The sequence below is a fragment of the Bacillus sp. FSL L8-0193 genome (assembly GCF_037976065.1).
Lineage (GTDB): Bacteria > Bacillota > Bacilli > Bacillales > Bacillaceae > Bacillus > Bacillus paralicheniformis.
This window is the reverse complement of sequence record NZ_CP150261.1, coordinates 1,117,884-1,142,278: the sequence shown is the minus strand read 5'-3', so window position 1 is coordinate 1,142,278 and position 24,395 is coordinate 1,117,884. Positions and strand designations below refer to the sequence as shown.

The window sequence follows — 24,395 nt, the reverse complement described above, 5'->3', positions numbered from 1 at the left end:
CTTTCAAGCTGCTTTTCTCTTTCATTATCGATCTTTCGACAGACGAAGCGCCTGTTTGATATTTTTCAATCCGCCGCCGCTCGTGTACATGAGCACGCCGCCTTTATACACCCTCGCCCCGATGACGGCGAGAATCACAATGGTGAGTGCGGTAATGCCGATGCCGAGTGCCGCTTCCCAAAACGGAATATCAAGCACGCCGACTCTGAGGAACATGATCATCGGCGCAAAGAACGGAATGAATGAAGTAACGGTAATGAACGTTGAATCCGGTGTGCTTAGCCCGACCATGGCAATTACGAATCCTGCGACGACCAGCAGAATCATCGGCGAAATCATCTGCTGAACATCTTCAATCCGGCTGACGACGCTTCCGAGAAATGCCGCAAGAGTTGCGTAGAGGAAGTAGCCGAGCATCAAGAAAATGGCCGCGTACACAAGCGTTGCAGTAGGTACGCCGGAAATGTCAAGAAATCCTTTAATCATATCGGCTGCATCCCCTCCCTTTTCCTGGCTGGACTGGAGCGAAAGATAGCCGACAAGAAACAGTGCGGCAATCTGTGTCAATCCCAACAGAGCGACGCCGAACAGTTTGGCGAACATTTGCTGGACAGGCGGCACGCTGGAAATTAAAATTTCCATCACGCGGGAAGACTTTTCCGTCGCAACTTCTGTCGCGATCATTGACGCGTACGTCAAAACCGAAAAATAGATGACAAACAGCACAACATATACAAGTCCTGTCGCCTTTTGAAGCTCTTCCTCGGTTTTCGCTCCTTCTTTCAAGGCGACACTGTTGACTTTTACCGGTGTAAACAGTTCACTCAGCTTTTCCTGTGGTACGTTCAATTCAGCCGTTCCAACGGCAACCTTTGCTTGTGAGAGCGCCTGTTCAATCGTGGAGACAGCTGTGGAATCAGCGATTTCGAGCGCTTTATACGTTCCCTTCAGCACGCCTTTTTTATCTCTGTCCAGGATTAAAATGCCTTCAAGCTTTTCGTCTCTGACGTCTTTTTCAAGCTCTTTTTCCGGTTTATCCGCTTTTTCGACTTCCAGCGCTTCATCAGTGTCGAGTGCTTTCACTTGCTGGGCAAACGTGTCGTACAGCTGATTTGAACGGTCAATGACGGCGATTTTATCACCCTCTCCGCCGTCATCAAACATGGAAATAATCGATCCCAGATTTGTGACGAGCACGACAAGCGCAAGCGTGATCACCGTTGAAATGATGAACGACTTTGTTTTCAGCTTGCTGAGATATGTATGAAAAAGAACAATCCAAAACTTATTCATAACGGGCACCTACCTTTTCGACGAAAATATCATGTAAAGAAGGCTCTTCAAGTTCAAATTTTCTGATAAACCCGCGTCCTTGAAGCATTGTAAACAGCTCTTGAGAGACTTCTTCATTTTCGACCTGCAGGCGGACTCCTTCGGAATGATCCCGCCATTTGACGATACCGTCCGCCTCTTTCAAGAAGCTCAAGTCGCCGTCTGCGTGAATCGTGACATTCTTTCTGCCAAAAGAACGTTTGATTTCTTTTAATTTCCCTTGAACGACAGGCGTCCCGCGCTGCAAAATGCAGACGTGTTCGCACAGCTCTTCGACATGCTCCATTCTGTGGCTTGAAAATACAATCGAAGTGCCGTCGTCTTTCAAAGAAATGACCGCGTCTTTTAATAGCTCGACATTCACCGGATCGAGACCGCTGAACGGCTCGTCGAGAATCAAAAGCTCCGGCTTGTGCAGCACGGCCGTGATGAATTGAATTTTTTGCTGGTTCCCTTTGGAGAGCTCCTCAACCTTTTTGTCGGCGTATTCCGTAATATGGAACCGTTCGAGCCACTTCTCCATTTCCTTGAGCGCATTTTGCTTTGTCATGCCTTTCAGGCGGCCAAGGTATACGAGCTGATCTTTCACCTTCAGCTTCGGATACAGTCCGCGCTCTTCGGGCAAGTAGCCGATGCTGTTTGTGATACCGTAGTTAATCGGCTGTCCTTTCCATGTGACAGTACCCTCTGTCGCATTCAAAAGGCCTAATATCATTCGGAATGTCGTCGTTTTCCCTGCTCCGTTGGCGCCGAGCAGACCGAACATTTGCTTGTCTGGAATCTCCAGCGTCAGATCGTTTACAGCTGTAAATGAACCGAACTTTTTCGTGACGTGATCGATTTTGAGCATAATAACTCCTCCTTCCAATTTACAATCATACGTTAGTCATACCATTTTAAAAAGGATTTTTTTGATTTTTATATAATTTTAAACAAATAGATCATATTTTGAGAAAGGGGAAGAGAAATGGAAAGTTATTATGTAACCGTTTTCGATACTGGTGGAGAAACGCTTTTGAATGAGCGATTTGAAGCGGCCGATGATGAAGAAGCGAAAGAGAAAGGAAGAGGAATGCTGAAGGAAAAGCAATTTTTGGAGCATACACACCGGGTAGTACATTCGTCCGGTAAAATCATTGTTTTCCGGAGCTGACTAAAATACGGGGCAAGGCGGCTCTTTTGGGGAAGGTCTCCCGCTGCCGCCTGCCCTTTAATCCGCCAAACACTAGTGGATCATCATAACAATGAGCAGTCCCATGTTGATGAAACAGAGTAAAAACGATAAGCAAGCGACGCCTTTATTTTTTCGCAGAAAATAAAGGCCATTGACCGCCAGCACACAGATGATGACGGCATCAAACAGTCGAAACAGCAGATCCTGCAAGCTGTAGGCCGGAGCGAAAAAACAAATCACAGAGACGATCAGGATGAAAAGGCAAGAAACTGTAATATACATCGTCCATTCTTTCGCTGCGTCAGCCCGCTCATTCTCAGATGAAATCATGTTCTTAAACTCGGGCCTCCTTGTCAGTCGTGATCATTTTGTCCGCGTACAAGGAAGGAGCTTTTCCCACATCTGCCAAAAAGCCTGAAGACGTTAACACAACAGCCAGCGACACCGCGACGAACAACAGTTTAGCTTTCATACAACGCATCTCCCCTTTTGATTTTTCGTCTTGCCTGAGCGCACTTCTCATAGTAAAAAATGGCATCTTCAAGCCGCTCCATTTGATTATAGTACTGGGCTGCGTCTAAAGCCAGCTCTTCAACAGCGGCATATAAATGGTTTGACTCCAAATAATCAAATCCGATTTCCACGGCTTTCCGATCCCCGCCGTCCAAATACAGCCCGGATAGAATGTTAAGCTTGGCCGCGTGTTCTTCATCTCCGAGCGATGCCGCACTTCGGATGCCTTTTTCATAACAGTCGGCCGCTCCGACATGATTTCCCTGTTTTAGACGGACGTACATTAAGTTGTACAGCACTTTTGGAATATATGATGAACTTTCCTGTTCAAAAATGGAAAGGGCGCTCTCCATATGATCTGAGGCTTCCCGGTACAATTCTTGATGGAAATAGCAATTTCCCAAATTAAAATGAGCGGCTGCCGTCAAATGGCTGTTTTTGATTTTCGCGGCGTCTTCAAGCGCGTTGGCCAGGCTTTTCAGCGCTGGTCCGTATGTCATCGATTCAACCCAATTGCCGGCAATGATAAAATCGCAGAAAATCTTTTTTTCTTTTAGCGTCTCATACCGGTTAAAAATGTCGGAAGCGAGCGTCGCATAGTTGATCGATAAATATCTCTGGCTGATATAATAGTAGATTTCCGCCAGCTTATAATAAAATTCCGCTTTTTCAACCTCGTCTTCCAAGGCGCTGACTTTTTGTTCAGCCGTTTTATAGCAGCCGATTGCTTTGACAAACCGCTTTTGTTTGAACTCATACATCCCTTTAAAAAACCAGTAATAATAGTTTAGTAAACCTGTCATTTGGTCCTTTTTCTCTTCTAAGTCGCGGAGGTTTTTTTCAATATTTTCAGTCTTTTGTGGTTTCAAATAGCTGAGCATCAGCTTATGCCTGAATTCGAGCAGCGAATAGTAGAGCAGGACGTCCTGATTTTCTTCCATGTCTTGAAAATCATTTAAAATTTCCGCTTTCAATGATTCACTGGCGGCGATCTGATTTTTCCGAATGGCGTTGTACCAATCATTCAGCTTACTAGCAACGTATTCAGATGGAATCTTCTGTTTCAATTTCCCCGCCTCCCAAGACTTCGTACAGACCTGTGTCCTTATGAATCATTTTATAGAAACTTAAATTTTTTTACAATTGCTTCTGCACATCATTTCCCAAGGTCAATTTCCTGTCGGGCCCTCTTGTTATACTTGCTGACGGTTAAATTGCGGCTGGCGCTTTTCTAAAAATGCGCGGATTCCTTCCTGATGGTCGCTTGTCAGCCTCATTTTCATTTGGGCCGCTTTCTCGAGTTCAAGCGTTTTCTGCAGCCTACCGCCATTCAGCGCCTGATAGATCTTTTTTGTCTCAATCATCGCTGCCAGCGGAGCGTGCAGAAGCTTTTCAAGATAGATGCGCGCAAAACGGCCGGAGTCCCCGCTGAATACAGCGTCTGCGATCCGAAGTTCGTGCGCTTCGGCCCCCGTCAATTGTTTCCCGCTCCAAATCAATTCTTTGGCCGCAGCTTCACCGATTCTCCGCTCTAAAAAGAAGTGTCCGCCTCCGTCGGGAACAAGCCCGATGCCGATAAAATTCATCGCCAGCTTCGCCTCTTTTTCGACCAGCACATGGTCGCAGCTGAGCGCGAGGCTCAATCCCAGACCTGCGGCCGCCCCGTGGACAGCCGCTGTCGTCATCTTCGGCATGCTGTAAAGCTTCACCGCAATTTCAGAAATTGTGTCAATGACGCGGGCAGAGCTGTCTTGATCTCCGGAAGACAGCATCATCTTAATGTCTCCGCCTGCCGAAAATCCTTTGCCGCTGCCTCTCACAAGGAGAAGCAGCGATTCGCTTTCCTCTGCAATACGCAAAGCTTCATTCAGTTCTTCAAGCATTTTTTCATTCAAGGCATTGTACGCCTCAGAGCGATTCAGCACAATTTCAAAAATCCCGTCTTCGTCTTTCCATTTGATATACTCCATCTTGCACCTCCGTGAATACGATTTTGTAAGATATTAGCTTAATTAATTCCACCTTTTATTTTCAATACCTTTTTTCATGTGAAAATCAGCTGAATGATTTTCAATTTCAAGATCAATTGATACTGAAATAAGCCTTTTTAGTTGAATGATTTTCTTTGTTTATATATAGTTATTTATAGAAAGCATGTGAGGAAAGGGGGATGAGCGTAATTAAATCATTTTTGACGTTGATGCTTAGTTTATGCATGTTAACAGTACCATTCGCCGATCAGGAGCAAAACCCTGTTTGTGATCCCGAAGCGGAATATCATATGTCTCTAAACACCTCAAAGTTTGAGACACATGCAGTGAACCCCTCCCCTTTTACAAAAAGCTTTCTTAACCATCCAGGAAAAGCCGCAAATATTTCTGTCTTTGACGCACGTTTCTACACTCATTTCATTCCTCGATTCGAGGTTCAATCAAATGAATTAATTCTTAAAAAAACTTGCGCTATTCCTGTGAAATACCAATCTAATTACCTCTCCTGATTTTCCTTTTTTACCTGCATAACTTTTCAGCCGAATGGGGAAATTTATTTTGGAGGGATATGATTGAATATTAAAGAAAATGATCTGCCGGGTATCGGCAAAAAATTTGAAATAGAAACGAGAAACCATGAAAAAATGACGATTGTCGTTCATGATGACGGAAGAAGAGAAATCTATCGTTTTGACGACGAAGATCCCGATGAAATCGTGACCAACATCTCGCTTGATGACGGCGAAGCAAGGCAGATCGCCGCCATCCTCGGCGGAATGGTCTATAAGCCGCAGGCGCTTGAATCGATTGAAATGGCGTTTAACGACCTGATCATCGAGTGGTTCAAAGTCGAAAAAGGAGCAAATGCCGTCGGCAAAACTCTCGGTGAAATCGACGTCAGGCAAAACTACGGCGTCACTGTCATCGCGATCATTAAAAAGAATCAGGAAAAATTCTTGAATCCCGGTGCGGATTCCGTTCTTGATGAAAATGATACACTCGTCCTGTCCGGTGAAAGAAAAAACCTCAAGGAAATGAAGCAGGCTTTTCTTTCCCGAAAGGAAGGGTGATGCTCTTTGGATCATCTAGTATTTGAAATCGGCACCGCACTCTTGCTTGTCGCGATTGCTGCCTTAATTGCGAATCGGATTAAATTCTCGATCATTCCCTTTTTAATTGTTCTGGGGATGATCGTAGGCCCGCACGCTCCGACGATCGGTATCATCAACTTGAAGTTTATCGAGAGCTCGGAGATCATCGCCTTTTTCGGCAGAATGGGCGTCTTGTTTTTACTGTTTTATCTCGGACTAGAATTTTCGATCGGAAAGCTTATTAAATCAGGACGGTCCATCGCCGTCGGAGGAAGCATTTATATTCTGATCAACTTCAGTTTAGGCCTCATGTTCGGGTTCATCGCGGGCTTCGAGTTTCTCGAAGTACTGATCATCGCCGGGGTTATTACGATTTCTTCGAGTGCGATTGTCGCCAAAGTACTTGTCGACCTAAAGAGAACAGCGAATCCGGAAACCGAACTGATTCTCGGAATCATTATGTTCGAAGATATTTTTCTCGCCGTTTATTTATCCGTCGTCTCGGGGCTCGTCCTAGGTGACTCAACTTCAGTCGGATCGGCGCTGCTTTCGATTTTGATCGCTTTTGGCTACATGATATTGTTCTTTATCGTTGCCAGGAAGCTGCCAAAATTGTTAAATCGGCTGTTTGATATCCGTTCAAACGAAGTCTTTATTATCGTGATCTTTGCGCTGCTGTTCTTTGTCGCCGGCTTTTCGGAAACGATTCACGTTGCCGAAGCAATCGGCGCCCTGCTTCTCGGACTCGTGTTTTCCGAGACAGAACATGCAAGCCGGATCGAGCATTTGGTTGTGCCGTTTCGCGATTTCTTCGGTGCAATGTTTTTCTTCAGCTTCGGATTGAGCATCGACCCGTTTACACTGGGAGATGCGGTATGGCTTTCAATCGGCGCTGTCATCCTTACCTTGGCCGGGAACTTTATCGCCGGCATGATCGCAGGCAGAAGGGCCGGACTTTCTCATAAAGCTTCATCCAATATAGGCTTAACGATTGTCTCACGAGGCGAGTTTTCGATCATTGTCGCCAACCTCGGAATCGCCGGCGGACTTTCGGTTACATTAAAGCCGTTTGCCGCTTTGTACGTACTGATCCTGGCAATTTTGGGGCCGCTTTTGACAAAAGAATCAAAACGGATTTTTCAAATGCTGAACAAAATATTTAAGTGGAAAAAATTCAAAACAAAACAAAGTGGATGACAGAAAAGGAGACTTCGCCAGGATTGGCGAAGTCTCCTTTCGTTTTGCCCAGGGACTGTCCCGTTTTAAACCGAACCTTTTAACTGCCTTTGGCATTCTTGTCAAAAAGCCCGGACAGGTAGCGAAGCTTTTCTTCTGTATAGTGTTCAAATCTGTCATTGTACGTTTTCGGGTCTTTCGGGTTGGAGAAGTGTGTGATCTTTCCCGTTTCCGGATCGACGAATTTGCTCGCAGCTCCGCAGCCGATCCCGATAATCGTCTGTTTTTCCTCCATGATCATGATGTTATAGATGCTTTCCTGGCCGGGAAGGGAATAGCCTATATTCTCCAGGTTGCCGAGAATGTTTTTCTGCCTGTACAAATAGTAGGGATGGTAGCCGTGCTGTTTCGTCCACGAGACAGCGTCATCCATCATCGCGACAATCTCCTCGCGGTCAGCCACCTTATACTTATGCTTGTTTTTCGTCATTTCAGACGCGCGCTTAAATGACAGCGTATGGACGGTCAATGATTCGGGCATTAATTTTTCGGTTTCGGAAAGAGAGTTTCTGAATTCTTTTACCCCTTCGCCCGGAAGGCCGATGATCAAATCCATATTGATGTTCGACATGCCGGCATTTCGCGACAGATGATACTTTTCGATCGTTTCTTCGACCGTATGGTGGCGTCCGATCGCTTTCAGCGTTTCATTCTCGTAAGACTGCGGATTAATGCTAATTCGGTCGATATTCCATTTTTTTAAGACTGCGAGCTTTTCCTCTGTGATCGTATCGGGCCGTCCAGCCTCAACTGTGACCTCGCGGATGTTTTTTACATCGGGAAATGAACGGTACATTTCTTCATACAATAGATCCATTTCTTCAGCGGTAATGCTTGTCGGCGTTCCGCCGCCGAAATACACGGTCGTTATTCTGACATCGTTCTCCTTGAGCCATTCGCCGATTTTTTGCATCTCATAGTGAAGCCCCCACAAAAATGAGCCGACCCGTCCGGCTTGTCCTCTGATCGCATACGCCGGAAACGTACAGTAGGCGCACTTCGTCGGACAAAACGGGATGCCGATGTAAATGCTGACTTCTTGACTCAGCTCATACAAATCGGGTACCGCTTTCAGCTGACGGTCAATGATGTTTTGCATCAGTTCGATTTTTTCGTCGTGAATTAAATAATCCCGTTTCAGCTCGGCATGTGCCTCTTCCTTTGGCATGCCGCTCTCCAGCTTTTTATGAAGCAGCTTTGTCGGACGAACACCGGTGAGAATCCCCCATTTCTGAATGATTCCGGTATGCTCCTGAAGCATGCTCAAAAAAACGTAGGAAACGGTATTTTTCACCTGCTTAAACGCTTCCTTTTCCGTCAGTTTGGGGTCAATGTTTTTGGCATATTCCGCTCTAATGTCCGTATCTTTTATCATACCCGAAGCCTTGACGCCGTTCTCTTCCCGGTCGTAGCCGAGAACGATCGCAAGGTCTGCCGGCGCTTCTTCGCCAAAAGCGACTTCGCTTTCTTCAAAGAATAAGTTGGCTATATGCTCAAGCGGTCTCTGGAACCTTTCATCTTGGAGCCCTTCTATATAAATGCGCAATGTCATCACCTTTTTCGTTTCAAAACTTTCTTTAGTGTACAAAAATAAATGGCCAAAATCAATCCGGGAAACAAACATTCCTACGTGGCAGCGATGAATGAATAATCCCCGCATTCGAGTTGAAAGCGGGGATTCTATCAGAATCAGACTTTTTTAATATGGAATTTTTTAAGAAACCCTTTACTTTGCTGCATTCTGAAGTATTCTTTAATCATATAAGCGACGCCCTGTTCATCATTGGAGCGCGTCACCCAATCCGCTTTTTGTTTGACTTTCTGAGGAGCATTGCCCATTGCGACTCCGAGTCCGGCAAGCTCGATCATCGGGAGGTCGTCGATTTCATGGCCGATCGCAACGACATCTTCCATTTTTAGACCGAGGTCGGCGGCGAGCATCGTCAAGCCTGCTTCTTTGGAAACCCCTTTATGGACAATCAGCATTTTTTCCCCCGCTCCAACGATGTCGACGAGAGGAAATGCATTTGTGATCGTCTGCCTGATTTCTTCGGACTGTCCTGTTGAGCAATAAACCTCGATCACCGGTGCGCTGACCGGTTCATCCATCAGCATGTCGCTCAGCGAATCGACAAACTGGACGGGATAAAAAATCGGGTCAGACGGGTGAATCATCGTTTTCCCCAGCAGGTTTGAATTCGTTTTTTTCCGGTTTCCAATCGAATATTTTTCATGGAGGATTCTGATATTGCAATCATAGCTTTCCAGTATTTGAACAAGGTTAAATGTCTGTTCTTCGGAAATCCTTTTTTCTAATAAAGGATCGTCGATTTTGTCCGCTATGATGGCTCCGCTGTGCGTAATCAGCTTCGTATCCAGCTTTAAAGATTTGGCGATTTTTTGAGCTGAGCGAAAATGTCTATTCGTCACAAGCGTAACATATACACCTTTCTTCTTTGCATATTCGATCGCTTCCTTCGTTGCGGGATGAAGCCGTCCGTTTGTCCGAAGCAGCGTTCCGTCTATATTCAGCGCAAGCATTTGTTTTGACACCAGGAGGTCCCCCTTCTTTGATGACTGAATCTGTTATAGAGGATATGTCCCGATCCTTTTTTTTAGAACAGCCCTCTTGATGCACATACTAAAAAAGCCTGTTTTCACAGACTTTTTACTTCGCATCTTGTGGATACGATCATGATTCTCCCTCATATTCAAAACAGTGAATTCAACGCCCCTTTCGTTCAATTCACCGTATATTGATAACCCCTTTATTTGACCAGCAGACGTGCTTTCAGTCTGTTAATTTCCTCTATACCCCTTATCATTTTGCCGCCAGTCCGTTTTTCATGATCGTATCCCGGCAAAAAATGAAAGCACTTACATTTAATATTATCGCAACTATTTCATGAATTGACAAGTCTTTTTTTAAATCTTTATGAACGTTATTTGTTCACTTAGTGAAAAAATCCCCTCTTGCCTTGACAAGGGGGGATTTTTTATCAGCTCTCTGGGTTTCCGTAAAGCTCTTCCAAAGGCTTCATGATGATTTTGTTTAATTCAGCAATCAGCATGCTCATCCGCTGTTCCGCTTCCATCAGCTGCGAGATTTTATCATGCTGCTGGACGAGCGCCACGGATTTTTGCGCTTGTTCGACTTCTTCCTGTGTGATGTCTTCGCCGTTCATCTGTTTTTGCTGAAGGTTCATTTGAATATCGCGAAAGTTATCAAACATCTTTTTAGCAGATGGGTCGCCATTCACCTCATCATAAAGATTTTTCAATCGGGAATATTCATCGCTTTGTCGCAAGGCTTGCCCCAAGTCATAAGCCGAGTCATGTAAATTGACCGTCATCCTGATCCGCTCCTTTCCTGCCTGTATTCTTCTTATGGAATCGGCACCACTCCACTATAACAAACTATGGAGCGTTTTTCACAGTTATACGATAATTCCGTTTGAACAGGCCGTCTTCAGCCTCAGATCAAAATTACAAAGATGGCTTGCACGGCTCCGATAATTCCGCCAAGCAGACCGCCTAAATACGTGATCATTTTGAACTCCCGCCTGGAAATGGACAGCACCATTTCTTCAAGACGTTCAACAGGGAAGTTGTCCACCTGTTCCTTGACGATTTGCTCGAGCTCCAGCTGCTTGAGCACTTGATCCAGGCGGCGGCCCGCCTCTTCGAGAAGCCGGTCGGCAATCTGCGGCAGGCGCAAAGCGATCTTCCGCTCAACACTGGCAATAGAGGAGCCGATCGTTTTTTCGAAAAACGGCTGAAGCGAGAATCGTTTCAAAAGCTTTTCCTTCAAATCGAAAATGAGAGATTTGAGATTCCATTTGTCATCCGCTTCCTTGAACGTATATTCTTTCAGCTTGTCCCATTCGTTTTCAAGCAGATCCGTTAAAAGACGCGCGGTCTCGCCGTTCTTTAAAAACTTCACAATCTCCGGCTGAACGCGGTCAACCAGACTGCTGTTGCCTAAAAACATCTGCACCATGCTGCCGAGCATGCCCCGTTCCTTCAAAAAATCGTCAATCATATGTCCGAGGCGTTCCTTTCCTTCGCCGCTTTCAAAGTAGGTGACAGCCCGGCTTAAAATATAGCCGGACACCATCGGAATTTTCTCTTTCAGCTTTTTCTGGGCCTCAAGAGGGATAAGCTCTTTGAGCGGTTCATTTTCATGTGCCTCTAACAATGCGGACAGCTTCTCATCCGTCCATCTGGATACCGCCCGATCCGCTTTTTGGGCGGGATTTGAAATTCCGATGCTTTCCAATGCTTCTTCAACGGTGGCCGTTGATTGCGAGAGGTGCGCCAAGATCCGCTCCCCAACCTGCACCGCCTGGCTTTTAACCGCATCGGATGCAAGCCTTTTTTTGATCCCTTCTGTTGTCAGCAGATGGCCTGTGACCATCTGTCCCATCTGTCTCGCCAATTCATCGCGCCTTTTCGGAATTAATCCGGGTGTAAAAGGAACCCGCTTTCCAAATATGTAGACGGCTTTATATGGGCGAAAAAGCATTTTAATCGCAAAATGGTTCGTTACAGCGCCGATAAGTGCACCGACTGCAATCATAACGGCAAAAACCCCAAATACATACATGTTCTTTTCAACTGCCTTCCTTTTTACCTGACATCTTAGCTGCACAGCGTGGGCCTTATGGTCGATCCTCACCGTCTTGCCTAACGTTATTATAGTAGCTGAATAAAAGACGGGCAAATAACGGAATGGAGCAAGCCGCTTCAAAATACAATGGGTCAGATGGCAATTGTATGAAGGGCGCTCTAAAATTTTTAATCATTTCCAATTTACAAAAGCCTATTTCTGCAATCTCAAGCGTATCATGAAACAGAAGTCTATATATTAAAGTTTGCCCGAAGTTTGACAGTCTCAGCCTGTTAAGCCTTGTTTTTCATGAAGGAGGTATAATCATGATGACGCTTGGATTTATGTCGCTGTCACACGAACATGAAAAAGCCTATGCCGAAGAACTGGCCAAAATGGCTTCGGACTATGGAATCCGGTTTATCCGTTTCACGCCCCTGGATATTTCCCCCGGTTCCCTGCTTGTGAAAGGGCTCTCCTTTCACCCGAAGTCAGGACAGTGGAATGAAATTGAAAGAGAAATCCCGGAATTGATCTATGACCGCTGCTTTTACGGCAGAGATCAGCAATCGAAAAAAGCAAAACCGATTGTCGAATGGCTCAAAAAGTATCCTAAAACAACATTTTTAGGACTCGGACTTCCTGACAAATGGACGGTTTTCAAAGCATTGAATGCCGATCCCGTCATCAAGTCCTACCTTCCTGCCACATCGATTGCAGAAAACGCCCAGGATATCCTGCGCAAGCTTGCAAAAGAAAAAGCGTGCATCTTGAAGCCTGCATCCGGATCAGGAGGCCGCGGCATCATTCACCTCGAGCTTACGGGAAAAACGGTCAAGGCCGCCTACCAAACCGGAAAACACAAACAGCTGAAGTCATTTTCGAAACAGGCTTCATTTGAAACGTGGTGTCAGAAAGTTCTTCAGCACCGCTATTTGCTGCAATCGTTCCTCGATATTCAAGACAAAGACGGTTTTCCGTGCGATATCAGGCTGCTGCTTCAGAAAAACGGCAGTGGAGAATGGGAAACAGCCGGCAAAACGGTAAGGCGGAGCTATCAGCACGGACTGCTTGCAAACCTGGCCGGGGGCTCAGAGGCGGTGAGCTTTGACAGCTGGCTTTTATCCGTGCCGAAAAAACGCCAGGCCGTCCTTCTCGATGATTTAGAGACAATGGCGCAGGCCGTACCCCTGGTGCTTGAATCAAATCACGGACCATTATTCGAGCTCGGCCTTGATATCTGCCTGACGAAAGACGGAAAAGTCTGGCTTCTGGATGTCAATTCAAAGCCCGGAAAGCACGCTTTTATTAAGCACTCTCCTGAAAAAAGGGAGCTTTTGTATAAAGGTCCTTTGGAGTACTGCTCATTCTTAACGGCTTCAGCCGGCGCGAAAGGGGCTGAGAAAAGATGACCGGTCAACCGCTGACCGTCGGCATCCACCAGACGAGCGAAAACACGATGCTCCTGCCCGCTTCTTTTAAACAGGACGGTTTGTTATTCGCAGCTTTCGGTACAAGTGTTGAACGTTGCCACGTCTCATTTGACAGCCATTTGAAGCGCACCGTTTTATTATCTGAAAATCTGTACAAAAACCTGCAGATTCCGTACCGCGGCAAAGCCTCCCTGATTTTCCGCGACAATACCGTCTATATCGGACCTTTAATCGGGATTTTTACGGCCGGTTTTACAAAATCGCAGCTGGACCCTGTCAGAGGGAGGTCTTTATTTTTTTCGAAGCTTTTGACGATGGATCTCCCGGCAGGAGGCTACAGCTATCTGTTCGGAGCGCACCAGATAGATTGGGAAGAAGGTACAGTGCAGGCTCTCATTTTCAGGGAAAACGGCTGGGAGGAGGCCACAGTCCCCCTTCCCAACGTCGTTTACGACAGACTGCCGAACCGCAAAGCGGAAGAATCCGCCGCTCTGCGGGAAACAAAAACCCGCCTTATGGATGAATACCGGATTCCGTGGTTCAACCCGGGCTTCTTTAACAAATGGGAGATCTATAAATGTCTGCAGCAAGACGAGAGGACAGCGGAATTGCTTCCATTTTCGGCATTGGAGCCCGATGCTGGTAAAATCGAAGACATGATCGGTCAATACGGCTTCATTTATGTAAAGCCCGCCGGGGGCAGTTTGGGCAAAGGCATACTCCAGCTTTCAAAACGGGAAGAAAACGGAATTCTCGCCAGACATGCCGAAGGCGTCACATCTTATTCGTCCGCTGCTGAATGTTTAGATGAATGGCAGAGACTGCACAAACATACTTCTTATCTCGCCCAGCAGGGCATCGAACGGATCGAAGTGGATCATCATCCGGCAGACTTCAGGGTTCATACAAACAAAAACGGAAAAGGCCAATGGACCGTCACAGCCATCGCGGTCAAAATCGCTGGAAAAGACGGAATTACAACCCACATGTCGAGCGGCGGTGCCGTCAAAACGCTTGCAGAGCTATATGATGATCCTCAGGAAAGGCTTCACACTCTGCAAAAACTGACAAAAGCGGCGCTCCTCCTCAGCCGGGTCCTTGACGAAAAGCTTGACGGTTTTATCGGGGAAATCGGCTTTGACCTCGGATTGGACCGTTCGGGAAAAGTGTGGCTGTTTGAAGCCAATTCCCGGCCCGGCAGGGGGATCTTCTCCCATCCCCGTCTGGCATCTGTCAGCAGCTTAACGAAGAAAAGAAGCTTCGAATATGCTTCCTATTTAACTGAACAGTCCATCCTTAATCCGGAGGACATGTGGCATGACCTCAAGCCGTGAAGAACCTGCTTCTTCACGGTATTTTTTTGAAAAAGCTCCACTTGAAAAGAATCTATGATCTTTTCTGTGAATGAGATACAATGATAACAAATCAACGTGTAGACAGCTCGCTGGATTTGACCCACCTGAAATCAATGAAGGAGCGTGGCGTTTATGATTTCTCATTTTCAATGGAAGCCGCTGTTTAAAAAAGAAAGGCTTCCCGGCTGGAAAATATCGTTTTATCATAAAGGGATTCACTATGAAGGAATCTATCATAAATCAGGGGAAATCGAGTGGGGCAGCACCTATCCCCCGCACGATGACGAGCCTTCCCTGAAAAGCGAAATTCATGAATTAATGCTCTTCCATATTTACGAATAAAGAAAAGGACGTTGTCGTATGCTGGAGAAATTAAAGACGCTTTACGGTGAACGGATGATTGTATCTGAGGCTGTTTCAAAACACGATGCATTATGGTTTCAAACGGACGAAGGCGAGACCTTCGGCGTTTTGAAAAACGCGGTCACCGACCGGGAAAAAGAGCTGCTCAATTGCCTGTTCCGGCCTTTCTCAGAACCGCGTCCCGAACAGCAGCTGACAAAGCGGGAGAAAGAATGGCATCAATATTTTTTTCGCAATGCCCCCCTTCCAAACCCAGGGAACATTCAGCTGATGCAAGGACATTTTTTTAAAATGGAGCATGTACCTGAAGAAAGACAGGCGATCAAAGAAGCGGTCAGCGGCTTTTTTAAAGACCCGCTTGTGGTATGGTACGACCGGCACGAAGCTGTCATCGTCCACGAAAATCCTTCGCCGTTTCTCGCCAAAAAAGAGCTGTCCGAGCTTGCGCATGCACTGACAAGCGATTTCATGGCAAACCCTGTGTTTTTCAGCGGCCAGCTTCATCCAGTCAACGGATCGCTTCAAGGCAAAATCCGCTTTGAAAAACAAATGTTTCATTATATGCTGGAAGCGGGTGACATCGGAAACGTCGCCACGTTTTGCCAGTGTCTCCCGTCTTTTTTGACGGCAAAACCCGAGCGGGTTCATGCTTCTTCGTTTTCGGACGCCGTAAGAGAGGCGCTGTCTGATCCCGAGACATCCCTGACCATCAAAACGTATATGAGATGCAACCTGAATGCCTCTCTTACAGCAAAACGTTTGTTTATCCACCGAAACAGCCTGCAGTACAGAATTGATAAATTCATCGAACGGACCGGGATTGACATCAGACAGTTTGAAGAAGCAGCCGCTGTTTATTTGATGATGTATCTCCTTTAGCGGCTTTAGCAACTTGCACGAAAAGAAATTGTGCACCATGTCCATTTACACCGACCTGCCGTTTTTTATAAACTAAGACCAGATAAAGCGCTTACATAAAAGAGGGGGAGAAAAAATGGCGGAACTCGTGCTCGATCGGATATACAAAGTGTATGACAACAAAGTCACGGCTGTGGATAATTTTAATCTTCATATCGATGATAAGGAATTTATCGTCTTTGTCGGACCGTCAGGCTGCGGCAAGTCGACAACGCTCAGAATGATCGCAGGACTTGAGGAAATTACGGATGGCGAATTCACAATCGACGGGAAACGGATGAATGATGTCGCTCCCAAGGACCGCGACATTGCGATGGTATTCCAAAACTATGCCCTTTATCCGCACATGAACGTCTATGACAATATGGCTTTCGGCTTAAAGCTGAGGAAGTTTCCGAAGGATGAAATCAAACGGCGCGTCCATGAAGCGGCCAAAATTCTGGGCCTTGAACAATATTTGGACAGAAAGCCAAAAGCGCTTTCCGGCGGACAGCGCCAGCGCGTTGCCTTAGGCCGGGCAATCGTTCGGGACGCAAAGGTGTTTCTGATGGATGAACCGTTATCAAACCTTGATGCCAAATTGCGCGTACAAATGCGCGCCGAAATCACAAAGCTTCATCAGCGCCTGCAGACGACGACCATCTATGTCACCCACGACCAGACTGAAGCGATGACGATGGCTACGCGGCTCGTCGTCATGAAAGACGGAATCATCCAGCAGGTCGGCGCGCCGAAGGAAGTCTATGAAAATCCGGAAAACGTGTTTGTCGGCGGCTTTATCGGTTCTCCCGCAATGAACTTTTTCACCGGCACTCTAAAAGAAGACTTGTTTACATTTGACGGCGTTTCGGTTCGCGTGCCGGAAGGAAAAATGAAAGTTCTGCGCAGCCAGGGCTATGCCGGCAAGGAAATCATCATGGGAATCAGACCTGAGGATATCCATGACGAGCCTGTTTTCATTGAAGCGTCAAAAGACTCAAAAATCGATGCGAAAATTGAGGTAGCTGAGCTGATGGGCGCCGAAACGATGCTTTATTCGCAAGCCGGCACGCAGCCGTTCATCGCCAGAGTCGACTCAAGAACCGACGTCCAGGCCGGCGATACGCTTCCTCTTGCGCTGGACATGAATAAAGCCCACTTCTTTGATAAAGAAACGGAGCTTCGCATCCGTTCTGAAGAATAGCGGATTTAAACACTCTCCATGACCGAAGCATGCTGCGGCCCTCCGTGCTGCTATGCTTCGGTCGTTTCAATTTCAACGGTTTCTTCATAAGTACAGTCCTGGCAAGTATATAAATGAACGCATACGGTTTGCGTTTGTTTAAATGAATCGAACTCCATATACGGACTGTACGGACCGAAAAAATCGGTTGCTCTCCCCGCGTCCGCCATTTCCCCGCCGCACTTCGGACAATGCCTTGTCTGGACGAGAATCCCATTGCACACTGGACACATCATCTGCTTCATCTCCTGCTTTTTTCCTTAGCTTGCCCCATTCCCGGCCTTTTCGCCTTTCAACATTTACCAGATTGAAGCACGCATTTATTTTATCGAATCCACCATAATACGTAGTACAAACCAACATTGGGCTTTAGCCGAGAAGGCAGCGGTTTTCTTTTGGTGAAAGCCGGCAGCTGGTGCAACTCCAGTCAGCCCAACCATACCATTTTTATAAAGGAGTTTGATACAAATGGCTAATCAAAATTCTTCAAATCAACTGGTTGTCCCAGGAGCAGCTCAAGCGATCGAACAAATGAAATTCGAAATTGCTTCTGAATTCGGCGTAAACCTCGGCGCTGACACGACTTCCCGTGCAAACGGTTCTGTCGGCGGAGAAATTACAAAACGTTTAGTTTCCCAAGCTCAAGCATCTATCGGCGGTCAACAATTTTAAACAACTTCATATTCATGGATAACAGAAGGTGCATATCCTGCACCTTCTTTAGCGTGTCGACAAACTTTCACATTCATTGCCGGGGCGGCGGCCCGCACCTCTGGCATATCTTATGAAAGCCCGCACCCGCTTCTCCTTTTTTCATATGCTGATATAAAGGAGGAGTCGGCATGCAGCTGATGTTGAGCATCAATTGGGAATTGATTCAATTTGTCGGGATTTCTCTATTGAATGAGTATGTCTCAAATGTCCGCCCTTATCATGGAATTTTTTGCTTTCGCGGGGCTTTTTCTTCCGGACGATCTGACGTATGATAGATCCGATGGGAGTGATTATGTTGAAAATTGCGCTTTTTGGAGGTACAGGCCGTGTCGGACAGGCCTTTCTCAATTTTGTTGAAGAGGATGGGCGTTATTCCGTTTACGCACTTGTTAGGAGGACGGAAGGCGCCCGCATTCCGGATAAATGCTGCCAAGCGCTTACAGGGAACGCCAGGAACCAGCATGACGTCGAGTCTTTAATAAAAGATTCGGATATCGTTGTCAGCTGTTTAAACACAGATGGAGACGATACATTGACCGTCTCCATCGAACATATGATAAATGCCATGAACGCACATCGGATTAAACGGCTGATTACAATCGGAACGGCCGGTATTTTAAACGCGAGGCAGAACCCGGACCTTTACCGCTTTGAAACAAACGAATCAAAACGGCGCTCGGCGCGCGCAGCGCAAGAACATGCCCGTGTGTACGAACGTCTCCGCGAGTCTGAATTGGATTGGACGATCGTCTGCCCGACATATCTCCCCGACGGGCCGGCATTGAAGACATACCGTTTTGAACAGGATGTTCTGCCGGACGGCGGAAAAGAAATATCGACCGGCGACACCGCCCATTTTCTTTTCAAACAGCTTGAATCAGACCAGTTTGTCAAGGCAAGGGTGGGGCTTGCTTATTAAAGCCGGGGTGAAGATCCGGCTTACCCTGTCAGGGTTCCTTTTCCCTTTTGCAGTTCATACATTTGATAGTATTGTCCTTTTTGCTTCATCAGCTCTTCATGATTTCCCCTTTCGATAATCCGGCCTTTTTCAAGAACGAGAATCTGGTCGGCGTTTTTGATCGTTGACAGCCTGTGGGCGATGATAAAGGTCGTGCGCCCTTGTTTAACAACATCAAGCGCTTTTTGAATGACCGCTTCTGTTTCCGTATCGATATGGGCCGTTGCCTCGTCTAAAATAAGAATAGCCGGATCATATGCCAACGCACGCGCAAACGAGATCAGCTGTCTTTCCCCTGACGAAAGGGTGCTTCCTTTTTCGATGACCGGCTCGTCAAGACCTTTCGGCAGGCGGGCGAGCATTTCAAGTGCCCCAACCTGTTTCAAGGCGGCTTCTATTTGATCTCTGGTCAAATCAGCATTGTCAAGGCTGACATTTGAAGCAATCGTGCCGGAAAATAAGTAAGGATCCTGGAGAACGATGCCCATCTGCTTTCTGATTTCCTGCCTTGACATATCGTATATGCTTCTGCCGTCGATTTTGACATCGCCCTTTTCAATATCGTAAAAGCGGAAAAGTACATTTAAAATGGAGCTTTTTCCTGAGCCTGTATGGCCGACCAATGCAACGGTCTCCCCTTGCTTCGCTTCAAATGAGATGTTTTTCAGCACATCTTCACCGTCATGATAGCGAAAAGATACATCTTCAAATACGACTCGCCCCCGCGCTCTTTCGCTGCCCGGCTCTTTGACGTCGACGCCTGGCTCATCCAGCAGGCGGAAAACCCGCTCCGATGATACGCGAGCCAATTCAAGCTTGGCAAACTGGTTGACAATGCCCGTAATCGGCTGAAATAAACGATTCAAGTAATCAACGAATGCATAAAGGACGCCGATTGAAATCATTCCTTCCGCGTTCAGGGCAGCTCCCCCGAAATACCAGATTAAAGCGGTGAACATCACATTTCTGAGAATGTTGACCAAGTTGTGGGACATAAGCGAATTCAATTTCAGCATTTTATTTTGGTAATGAAAGTGGCTCTCGTTCAGCTGTTCAAATTCTTCTTTTGTGTCCTGTCCGCGACGGAATGCCTGAATAATCGGCATGCCTTGAATCGATTCATTCATTTTGGCGTTGATCTCGCTGTTGATTGACCTGAGTTTATGATTGTAGCCAGAAGCGAATTTTCGATAAACGGCCGCCCAAATGACAATCAGGGGCAAAATCAACAGACAGACGCCGGCCAGCCTGACATCAAGGAAAAACAGCGCGGCGAATATTCCGGCCATATAAATGATATTTGTGACAAACGTCGAAAGAACGGTCACATACAGGTCGCGGATCGCTTCGGTATCATTCGTCACCCTTGCAACGATTTTTCCTGCCGGCAAATTATCAAAATAGCGGATAGGTAGCCTTTGAATGTTGGCGAATACATCCTGCCTCATCTTTTGAATGATGCGGTTTGCGCTCATCTGCAAGAGGTAGAATTGGCCGTAATGGAAAAAGATCGAGAAGACGAGAAGGCCGAAATAAATAGAAACGAGTGAAATCAGCCCTCCTATTTCAGGCTCGTAAAAAGCATACACTTCTGACAAAGACAGGCGATCGGCCTTGTAGGTTTCCGTCCGGTCTCCGCTTGTCATTCTCAGCTCTTCTCCGGATACCGTCCGCTCTCCGTCAAAGGAAACCGGTTCCTCCACAAAGTAGTAGTTCATGCCGACTTGAAAGATGTGAACTTCCTGCAGCTTTTCAGCTGAAGAGTCTGTCCTGTCCTCCCTGATATATTCCTTTCCTTTATAGGAAACGGTATATTTCGTCTCCTCTGTTGTTTCATACCACGTTTTTTCAATTCCGAGAATATGATCGTCGATCATCTTTTTGGCGATCATCGGTCCCGTCAGCTCGGCTGTGACGGCAATCGTCAGCATGACGAGCGCCCAGATGAGAATTTTTTTGTAAAGAAGCGCATATTGGAAAAGCCTTTTTCCTGTTGTCATGCTACAGTCCCCCCTTCTTCTCCCGAAGGAAGCTGCTGTGCTTCGTATTGTTCAAAATACCAGCCTTTCCGGCTGATCAGTTCCTGATGCGTCCCTCTTTCAACGATCCTTCCATTTTCCATGACGAGAATGAAATCGGCGTGTTCGACGGCCGACATCCGATGTGATGTAATAAAGGTCGTTTTGCCTTTCCGCCTGCTGCGGATGTTTTCAATAATCGCCGCTTCCGTTTTCGCATCGACGGCGGACAGCGAATCATCCAAGATCAAAATATGGGGCTCCGCAATCATCGCTCTCGCAATTGAAATCCTTTGTTTCTGCCCCCCGGATAAAGCGACGCCCTTCTCTCCGACCATTGTCTCCAAACCGTCTGAAAGCATCTCAATATCCTTTTTCAGATGTGCTGCAGAGATGACATCGTATAAATCGCGTTCCTCGGCGAGTCGTCCGCCGAACAAAATATTGTCTTTCACCGATTTTGAAAACAACACGTGGTCCTGAGGCACATACCCGATCCAGCTGCGAAGCTGATCAAGCGGCAGGCGGTCAATCGGCACGCCCGAAATGGTGATCGTTCCTTTTCCTTTCGGGTACTGCCTCAGCAGCTGCTTGACTAACGTCGTTTTGCCGCTTCCCGTCTTTCCGACGACTCCGACCGTCTGTCCTTCTAATACGGTAAATGAAATATCGGCCAGGTTTTCCGACGCGGAGCTCGGGTACGTAAAAGCGACCCCGTCAAACACAATATCGCCCGGTTCCGCTGCTTCAGGTTCGGCGGGCTCTCTCACATCAGGCTCATATGCCAATGTTTCATTTACTCTGTCAAGCGAAGCATTTCCCCTCTGCATGACATTGATCAGTTCTCCGATCGCAAACATCGGCCAGATCAGCATGCCGAGGTACACGTTGAAAGAGACGAGTTCACCCAATGTCAGCTGGCTGCGGAAAACAAGATAGGCGCCGTAGCCAAGACCGATTAAATAGCTGATCCCGACCAAAAACTTCACCGTCGGTTCGAACAGCGAATCGATCAAAGCGACTTTCATATTTTTCTTGTACACATCAGCCGTCATGCTGTTGAACCGGCTGACATCATTTTTCTCCTGTACATAGGCCCGGATCACCCTTACCCCTGACACGGACTCAAGCACTCGATCATTTAAAGCGCCAAACGCATCCTGCGCTTCCGTGAAACGCTCATGAATTTTTTTCCCGTAGATGCTGATGGCAGCCGCCATCAGCGGAAGGGGAATGATCGAAGCAAGCGTCAGCTTCCAGCTGATCAAAAAACCCATCGTCAAAAGAATCGTCAGCATATACATCGTCGAATCGACCAAGGTCAAAATGCCGAAGCCCGCCGTCATGGAAATCGCTTTTAAATCATTTGTCGCCCTCGCCATCAAATCCCCTGTACGGTTTTTCTCGTAAAAAGACGGGGTCATTTTCAGCAAATGGCCCATCAGCTTGGATCTGAGGATTTTTTCGACCAGGTTCGCTCCCCCAAACAGCTGATACATCCAATAATAGGACAAGATATAAACAACTGCGCCAAGCGCGAGAAATAAACCGATATAGCCGAACATGCCGGCCTTTGAAAAAGTGCCTGCCTGCATGTCGTCAATCGCGTTGCCAAGCAGCTTCGGCGGAAACATTTCCAATACGTTTACAATAATCAATAGGACGACTGCTATCGTGTAGCGCCGCCAAGAGGCTTTAAAAAACCAGCCCAGCTTCCATAAAACAGAAAACATCTAATATCCTCTCCTTTTTTAGCCGCCTTCAAGTTTTTCCTTACAATCTTTGATTTCGTTTTTTCTGATACTCGGCATAAAAAATTCCTCCTTATGTGCGGTTTATTTATTAGAAAAACATGCTGCTCCGCATCGGGAACAGAATGTTTTTTCTCAGAAAAAAAAGGCACACTGTGTACCAGCATGCCTTTTTTCATATAAAAAGGCGCATGTACGCTTGTTCACGCGACATGCGCCTTCCTTTTGAAAATTGTTAAAGTGAAACAGAGCCCTGATCGTAAGGAAGGTATAAAAATGTCACGTTAAGGTGCTTTTGTTGTTGAACTGATGCTTTGATATTTCTAAACATGACGATACCCTCCAATCTTATTAATATTTTCCATCTTATAGTACGGCCCTTTATTTGTCAATTTGTTTTTTTGGCGAATGGCGGGCTTTTGATTCATATTCTCATATTTCGTTAGATTTGTTGGGAAAACGGGTAATATAAAAGTAAATCCATTCTGAAAGGAATGATCAATTTGTTTAAAGCTGACCGGATCATTGTCGCGTTTGACGGAAAAGAGGAAAGCAAAAAAGCGCTGAAAAAAGCGATCGACCTCTCGAAAAGGCTCGGCTCGCAATTGACCGTCGCCCATGTCCATGAACCGAGGCAAGTGAGAACAGAGGCTGCGACTGAAAGACCCGCTGCCGGCGCGCCATACCTTTACAGCGGCTTCCCGGCCGCGCCCCGGGTCCCCCACGATTCAGACTTGGCCGGTGAACCCATGATCTATGAGGACAGCGCGGAAGAAGCGATTGCGGCAGCGAAAATCATATTGAGCGAAAACCAGTACGACGCGGAAATAGAGGTGTTGGAAGGCGACCCGGCCAACGCAGTTCTACAACATGCGGAAAATATCGGCGCTGACCTTGTCATCACGGGTACGCGCGACCAAAACCGCCTGAAAAAGCTCCTGTTTGGCAGTGTCAGTGACAAGATATCGACAAAATCGGAGATCCCTGTGCTAATTGTAAAATAACGATTTTAAAAGAGGCCGGTCAAATGTCCGGCCTCTCATCATGTTACGATCTTCTCCTGTTCATAATATAGATCATGCCCCACACAATGGATAGGGAAGACTCCTAATACTATGACCGCATTTATTATTGAATCAATGCAATCTCTCCTTCTCTATGAAAACATACTTGTAGAAAGAACCTGTTTTTGCAGTCATACATAAGCATTTGCATCAGTATAAAACTGCAAGGGCACTGTTCCCGCGAATGATCCTCTACTGCTATATACAACGCCAATTGATTTTTTCCTGCTAAGCCGAATGGTTACCTTTATCCTCTAGGCTTTCTTCACTTTAGACGTTTCCCTTGAAATTTGACTTTCACTCCACATGACTTACAATTGATTTCTTTCTCCGCCTTGCCCCGCATTCTTGGTTTTACTTAGTGTCCCCCCCTCTCTTCAGTCCCAACGATCTTTATATCAATAAACTGCCGCAAAATAAAAGCCCCTCTCCAGCGAAATCCAATAACAGGAAAAATAGGCGTTCAAATTAGTAACAACCACCTAACAGACCTCATAATTTGATCTTGTGAGTACCCGGGGTATTTGACTTAATCTGACTTTGCTTATGTTTCATTCTTTTTTTATTGTGTTTTGGTCAAAAAATTTTATCGATGAGGGGGATATTAAATGCAACCATTCCATGATGAACTGCAGTCGTTGGAGATGGATCAA

26 protein-coding genes are annotated in these 24,395 nt (G+C 46.5%); 13 read left to right on the top strand and 13 right to left on the bottom strand.

Going from position 1 to position 24,395, the window contains the following annotated elements:
• Nucleotides 1-24: 24 nt before the first annotated feature.
• Complete coding sequence (locus MHH76_RS05680) at nt 25-1,293, bottom strand: ABC transporter permease (RefSeq protein ID WP_020450788.1); 1,269 nt, start codon at nt 1,291-1,293, stop codon at nt 25-27.
• Complete coding sequence (locus MHH76_RS05675; RefSeq protein ID WP_020450787.1) at nt 1,286-2,182, bottom strand: ABC transporter ATP-binding protein; 897 nt, start codon at nt 2,180-2,182, stop codon at nt 1,286-1,288. The genes MHH76_RS05680 and MHH76_RS05675 overlap by 8 nt, the downstream gene beginning before the upstream one ends.
• A gap of 117 nt (nt 2,183-2,299) precedes the next feature.
• Between MHH76_RS05675 and MHH76_RS05670 the strand changes: the two genes are divergently transcribed.
• The gene (locus MHH76_RS05670; protein WP_020450786.1) at nt 2,300-2,485 is read left to right on the top strand and encodes a YhzD family protein; all 186 of its coding nucleotides are present in this window, start codon (nt 2,300-2,302) and stop codon (nt 2,483-2,485) included.
• A 72-nt stretch (nt 2,486-2,557) separates the two neighbouring features.
• Here the strand turns inward: MHH76_RS05670 and MHH76_RS05665 are convergent, their stop codons facing one another.
• From MHH76_RS05665 to MHH76_RS05650, 4 genes are all read right to left on the bottom strand, one after another.
• On the bottom strand, nt 2,558-2,836 hold the full coding sequence (locus MHH76_RS05665; RefSeq protein WP_020450785.1) for a hypothetical protein: 279 nt from the start codon (nt 2,834-2,836) through the stop codon (nt 2,558-2,560).
• 4 nt (nt 2,837-2,840) lie between these two features.
• Nucleotides 2,841-2,978: a hypothetical protein gene (locus tag MHH76_RS05660; protein ID WP_023856549.1), complete on the bottom strand. Its 138-nt coding sequence runs from the start codon at nt 2,976-2,978 to the stop codon at nt 2,841-2,843.
• Nucleotides 2,968-4,086 (bottom strand): Rap family tetratricopeptide repeat protein, encoded by a 1,119-nt coding sequence (locus tag MHH76_RS05655; protein WP_020450784.1) that lies wholly within the window; start codon nt 4,084-4,086, stop codon nt 2,968-2,970. Before MHH76_RS05655 ends, MHH76_RS05660 begins: the two co-directional genes overlap by 11 nt.
• A 126-nt stretch (nt 4,087-4,212) precedes the next feature.
• Nucleotides 4,213-4,989 carry an enoyl-CoA hydratase gene (locus MHH76_RS05650; RefSeq protein ID WP_020450783.1) on the bottom strand — a complete coding sequence of 259 codons (777 nt, stop codon included), beginning with the start codon at nt 4,987-4,989 and terminating at the stop codon, nt 4,213-4,215.
• Between the two features lie 200 nt (nt 4,990-5,189).
• On the opposite strand from MHH76_RS05650, the gene MHH76_RS05645 reads away from it, so the two are divergent.
• The 3 genes from MHH76_RS05645 (at nt 5,190) to MHH76_RS05635 (ending at nt 7,298) form a co-directional block, all read left to right on the top strand.
• Entirely contained in the window at nt 5,190-5,519 is a 330-nt protein-coding gene (locus MHH76_RS05645) for a hypothetical protein (protein WP_020450782.1), read from the top strand.
• A gap of 63 nt (nt 5,520-5,582) precedes the next feature.
• Nucleotides 5,583-6,080, top strand: coding sequence for a cation:proton antiporter regulatory subunit (locus tag MHH76_RS05640; protein ID WP_023856548.1), 498 nt, complete (start codon nt 5,583-5,585; stop codon nt 6,078-6,080).
• A gap of 6 nt (nt 6,081-6,086) precedes the next feature.
• Nucleotides 6,087-7,298, top strand: coding sequence for a cation:proton antiporter (locus MHH76_RS05635; protein ID WP_043054261.1), 1,212 nt, complete (start codon nt 6,087-6,089; stop codon nt 7,296-7,298).
• 79 nt (nt 7,299-7,377) lie between these two features.
• Here MHH76_RS05635 and MHH76_RS05630 read toward each other — a convergent pair whose 3' ends face one another.
• From MHH76_RS05630 to MHH76_RS05615, 4 genes are all read right to left on the bottom strand, one after another.
• The gene (locus MHH76_RS05630; protein WP_020450779.1) at nt 7,378-8,883 is read right to left on the bottom strand and encodes a coproporphyrinogen III oxidase; all 1,506 of its coding nucleotides are present in this window, start codon (nt 8,881-8,883) and stop codon (nt 7,378-7,380) included.
• 143 nt (nt 8,884-9,026) lie between these two features.
• Complete coding sequence (locus MHH76_RS05625; RefSeq protein ID WP_043054260.1) at nt 9,027-9,890, bottom strand: Cof-type HAD-IIB family hydrolase; 864 nt, start codon at nt 9,888-9,890, stop codon at nt 9,027-9,029.
• A 446-nt stretch (nt 9,891-10,336) separates the two neighbouring features.
• Nucleotides 10,337-10,690 (bottom strand): YlbF family regulator, encoded by a 354-nt coding sequence (locus MHH76_RS05620; RefSeq protein WP_016886435.1) that lies wholly within the window; start codon nt 10,688-10,690, stop codon nt 10,337-10,339.
• A 122-nt stretch (nt 10,691-10,812) separates the two neighbouring features.
• Complete coding sequence (locus MHH76_RS05615) at nt 10,813-11,943, bottom strand: DUF445 family protein (RefSeq protein ID WP_043054259.1); 1,131 nt, start codon at nt 11,941-11,943, stop codon at nt 10,813-10,815.
• Nucleotides 11,944-12,272: 329 nt separating this feature from the next.
• On the opposite strand from MHH76_RS05615, the gene MHH76_RS05610 reads away from it, so the two are divergent.
• The 5 genes from MHH76_RS05610 to ugpC all read left to right on the top strand — a co-directional run bounded on the left by MHH76_RS05610 (nt 12,273) and on the right by ugpC (nt 17,198).
• Nucleotides 12,273-13,358 (top strand): YheC/YheD family protein, encoded by a 1,086-nt coding sequence (locus tag MHH76_RS05610; RefSeq protein ID WP_020450775.1) that lies wholly within the window; start codon nt 12,273-12,275, stop codon nt 13,356-13,358.
• A complete protein-coding gene (locus tag MHH76_RS05605) occupies nt 13,355-14,713 on the top strand; it encodes a YheC/YheD family protein (protein ID WP_043054258.1) in 1,359 nt (452 codons plus the stop codon). The genes MHH76_RS05610 and MHH76_RS05605 overlap by 4 nt, the downstream gene beginning before the upstream one ends.
• A gap of 144 nt (nt 14,714-14,857) precedes the next feature.
• On the top strand, nt 14,858-15,076 hold the full coding sequence (locus tag MHH76_RS05600) for a YheE family protein (RefSeq protein ID WP_171866274.1): 219 nt from the start codon (nt 14,858-14,860) through the stop codon (nt 15,074-15,076).
• 18 nt (nt 15,077-15,094) lie between these two features.
• On the top strand, nt 15,095-15,976 hold the full coding sequence (locus MHH76_RS05595) for a helix-turn-helix domain-containing protein (protein ID WP_043054257.1): 882 nt from the start codon (nt 15,095-15,097) through the stop codon (nt 15,974-15,976).
• Between the two features lie 115 nt (nt 15,977-16,091).
• Entirely contained in the window at nt 16,092-17,198 is a 1,107-nt protein-coding gene (ugpC, locus tag MHH76_RS05590; protein WP_023856547.1) for a sn-glycerol-3-phosphate ABC transporter ATP-binding protein UgpC, read from the top strand.
• A gap of 50 nt (nt 17,199-17,248) precedes the next feature.
• Here ugpC and MHH76_RS05585 read toward each other — a convergent pair whose 3' ends face one another.
• Complete coding sequence (locus tag MHH76_RS05585) at nt 17,249-17,473, bottom strand: hypothetical protein (protein ID WP_020450771.1); 225 nt, start codon at nt 17,471-17,473, stop codon at nt 17,249-17,251.
• Nucleotides 17,474-17,705: 232 nt separating this feature from the next.
• Between MHH76_RS05585 and MHH76_RS05580 the strand changes: the two genes are divergently transcribed.
• The 3 genes from MHH76_RS05580 to MHH76_RS05570 all read left to right on the top strand — a co-directional run bounded on the left by MHH76_RS05580 (nt 17,706) and on the right by MHH76_RS05570 (nt 18,870).
• Complete coding sequence (locus MHH76_RS05580) at nt 17,706-17,909, top strand: alpha/beta-type small acid-soluble spore protein (RefSeq protein ID WP_026579969.1); 204 nt, start codon at nt 17,706-17,708, stop codon at nt 17,907-17,909.
• Nucleotides 17,910-18,079: 170 nt separating this feature from the next.
• Nucleotides 18,080-18,223 carry a hypothetical protein gene (locus MHH76_RS05575; RefSeq protein ID WP_165688282.1) on the top strand — a complete coding sequence of 48 codons (144 nt, stop codon included), beginning with the start codon at nt 18,080-18,082 and terminating at the stop codon, nt 18,221-18,223.
• A 23-nt stretch (nt 18,224-18,246) separates the two neighbouring features.
• The gene (locus tag MHH76_RS05570; protein ID WP_025811778.1) at nt 18,247-18,870 is read left to right on the top strand and encodes an NAD(P)H-binding protein; all 624 of its coding nucleotides are present in this window, start codon (nt 18,247-18,249) and stop codon (nt 18,868-18,870) included.
• Nucleotides 18,871-18,890: 20 nt separating this feature from the next.
• Here the strand turns inward: MHH76_RS05570 and MHH76_RS05565 are convergent, their stop codons facing one another.
• Nucleotides 18,891-20,909 carry an ABC transporter ATP-binding protein gene (locus MHH76_RS05565; RefSeq protein ID WP_023856543.1) on the bottom strand — a complete coding sequence of 673 codons (2,019 nt, stop codon included), beginning with the start codon at nt 20,907-20,909 and terminating at the stop codon, nt 18,891-18,893.
• Nucleotides 20,906-22,660 (bottom strand): ABC transporter ATP-binding protein, encoded by a 1,755-nt coding sequence (locus tag MHH76_RS05560; RefSeq protein WP_023856542.1) that lies wholly within the window; start codon nt 22,658-22,660, stop codon nt 20,906-20,908. Before MHH76_RS05560 ends, MHH76_RS05565 begins: the two co-directional genes overlap by 4 nt.
• A 521-nt stretch (nt 22,661-23,181) precedes the next feature.
• Between MHH76_RS05560 and MHH76_RS05555 the strand changes: the two genes are divergently transcribed.
• Nucleotides 23,182-23,682: a universal stress protein gene (locus MHH76_RS05555; protein ID WP_023856540.1), complete on the top strand. Its 501-nt coding sequence runs from the start codon at nt 23,182-23,184 to the stop codon at nt 23,680-23,682.
• Nucleotides 23,683-24,395: the final 713 nt, after the last annotated feature.

Bases quoted from the DNA above. Each gene is read 5' to 3' on its own strand.
- MHH76_RS05610 (WP_020450775.1), top strand. From the start codon at position 12,273: ATGATGACGCTTGGATTTATGTCGCTGTCACACGAACATGAAAAAGCC.
- MHH76_RS05580 (WP_026579969.1), top strand. From the start codon at position 17,706: ATGGCTAATCAAAATTCTTCAAATCAACTGGTTGTCCCAGGAGCAGCT.
- MHH76_RS05680 (WP_020450788.1), bottom strand. From the start codon at position 1,293: ATGAATAAGTTTTGGATTGTTCTTTTTCATACATATCTCAGCAAGCTG.
- MHH76_RS05650 (WP_020450783.1), bottom strand. From the start codon at position 4,989: ATGGAGTATATCAAATGGAAAGACGAAGACGGGATTTTTGAAATTGTG.
- MHH76_RS05595 (WP_043054257.1), top strand. From the start codon at position 15,095: ATGCTGGAGAAATTAAAGACGCTTTACGGTGAACGGATGATTGTATCT.
- MHH76_RS05605 (WP_043054258.1), top strand. From the start codon at position 13,355: ATGACCGGTCAACCGCTGACCGTCGGCATCCACCAGACGAGCGAAAAC.
- MHH76_RS05620 (WP_016886435.1), bottom strand. From the start codon at position 10,690: ATGACGGTCAATTTACATGACTCGGCTTATGACTTGGGGCAAGCCTTG.
- ugpC (WP_023856547.1), top strand. From the start codon at position 16,092: ATGGCGGAACTCGTGCTCGATCGGATATACAAAGTGTATGACAACAAA.
- MHH76_RS05585 (WP_020450771.1), bottom strand. From the start codon at position 17,473: ATGATGTGTCCAGTGTGCAATGGGATTCTCGTCCAGACAAGGCATTGT.
- MHH76_RS05670 (WP_020450786.1), top strand. From the start codon at position 2,300: ATGGAAAGTTATTATGTAACCGTTTTCGATACTGGTGGAGAAACGCTT.
- MHH76_RS05565 (WP_023856543.1), bottom strand. From the start codon at position 20,909: ATGACAACAGGAAAAAGGCTTTTCCAATATGCGCTTCTTTACAAAAAA.
- MHH76_RS05675 (WP_020450787.1), bottom strand. From the start codon at position 2,182: ATGCTCAAAATCGATCACGTCACGAAAAAGTTCGGTTCATTTACAGCT.
- MHH76_RS05645 (WP_020450782.1), top strand. From the start codon at position 5,190: ATGAGCGTAATTAAATCATTTTTGACGTTGATGCTTAGTTTATGCATG.
- MHH76_RS05560 (WP_023856542.1), bottom strand. From the start codon at position 22,660: ATGTTTTCTGTTTTATGGAAGCTGGGCTGGTTTTTTAAAGCCTCTTGG.
- MHH76_RS05665 (WP_020450785.1), bottom strand. From the start codon at position 2,836: ATGATTTCATCTGAGAATGAGCGGGCTGACGCAGCGAAAGAATGGACG.
- MHH76_RS05615 (WP_043054259.1), bottom strand. From the start codon at position 11,943: ATGTATGTATTTGGGGTTTTTGCCGTTATGATTGCAGTCGGTGCACTT.
- MHH76_RS05575 (WP_165688282.1), top strand. From the start codon at position 18,080: ATGCAGCTGATGTTGAGCATCAATTGGGAATTGATTCAATTTGTCGGG.
- MHH76_RS05660 (WP_023856549.1), bottom strand. From the start codon at position 2,978: ATGAAAGCTAAACTGTTGTTCGTCGCGGTGTCGCTGGCTGTTGTGTTA.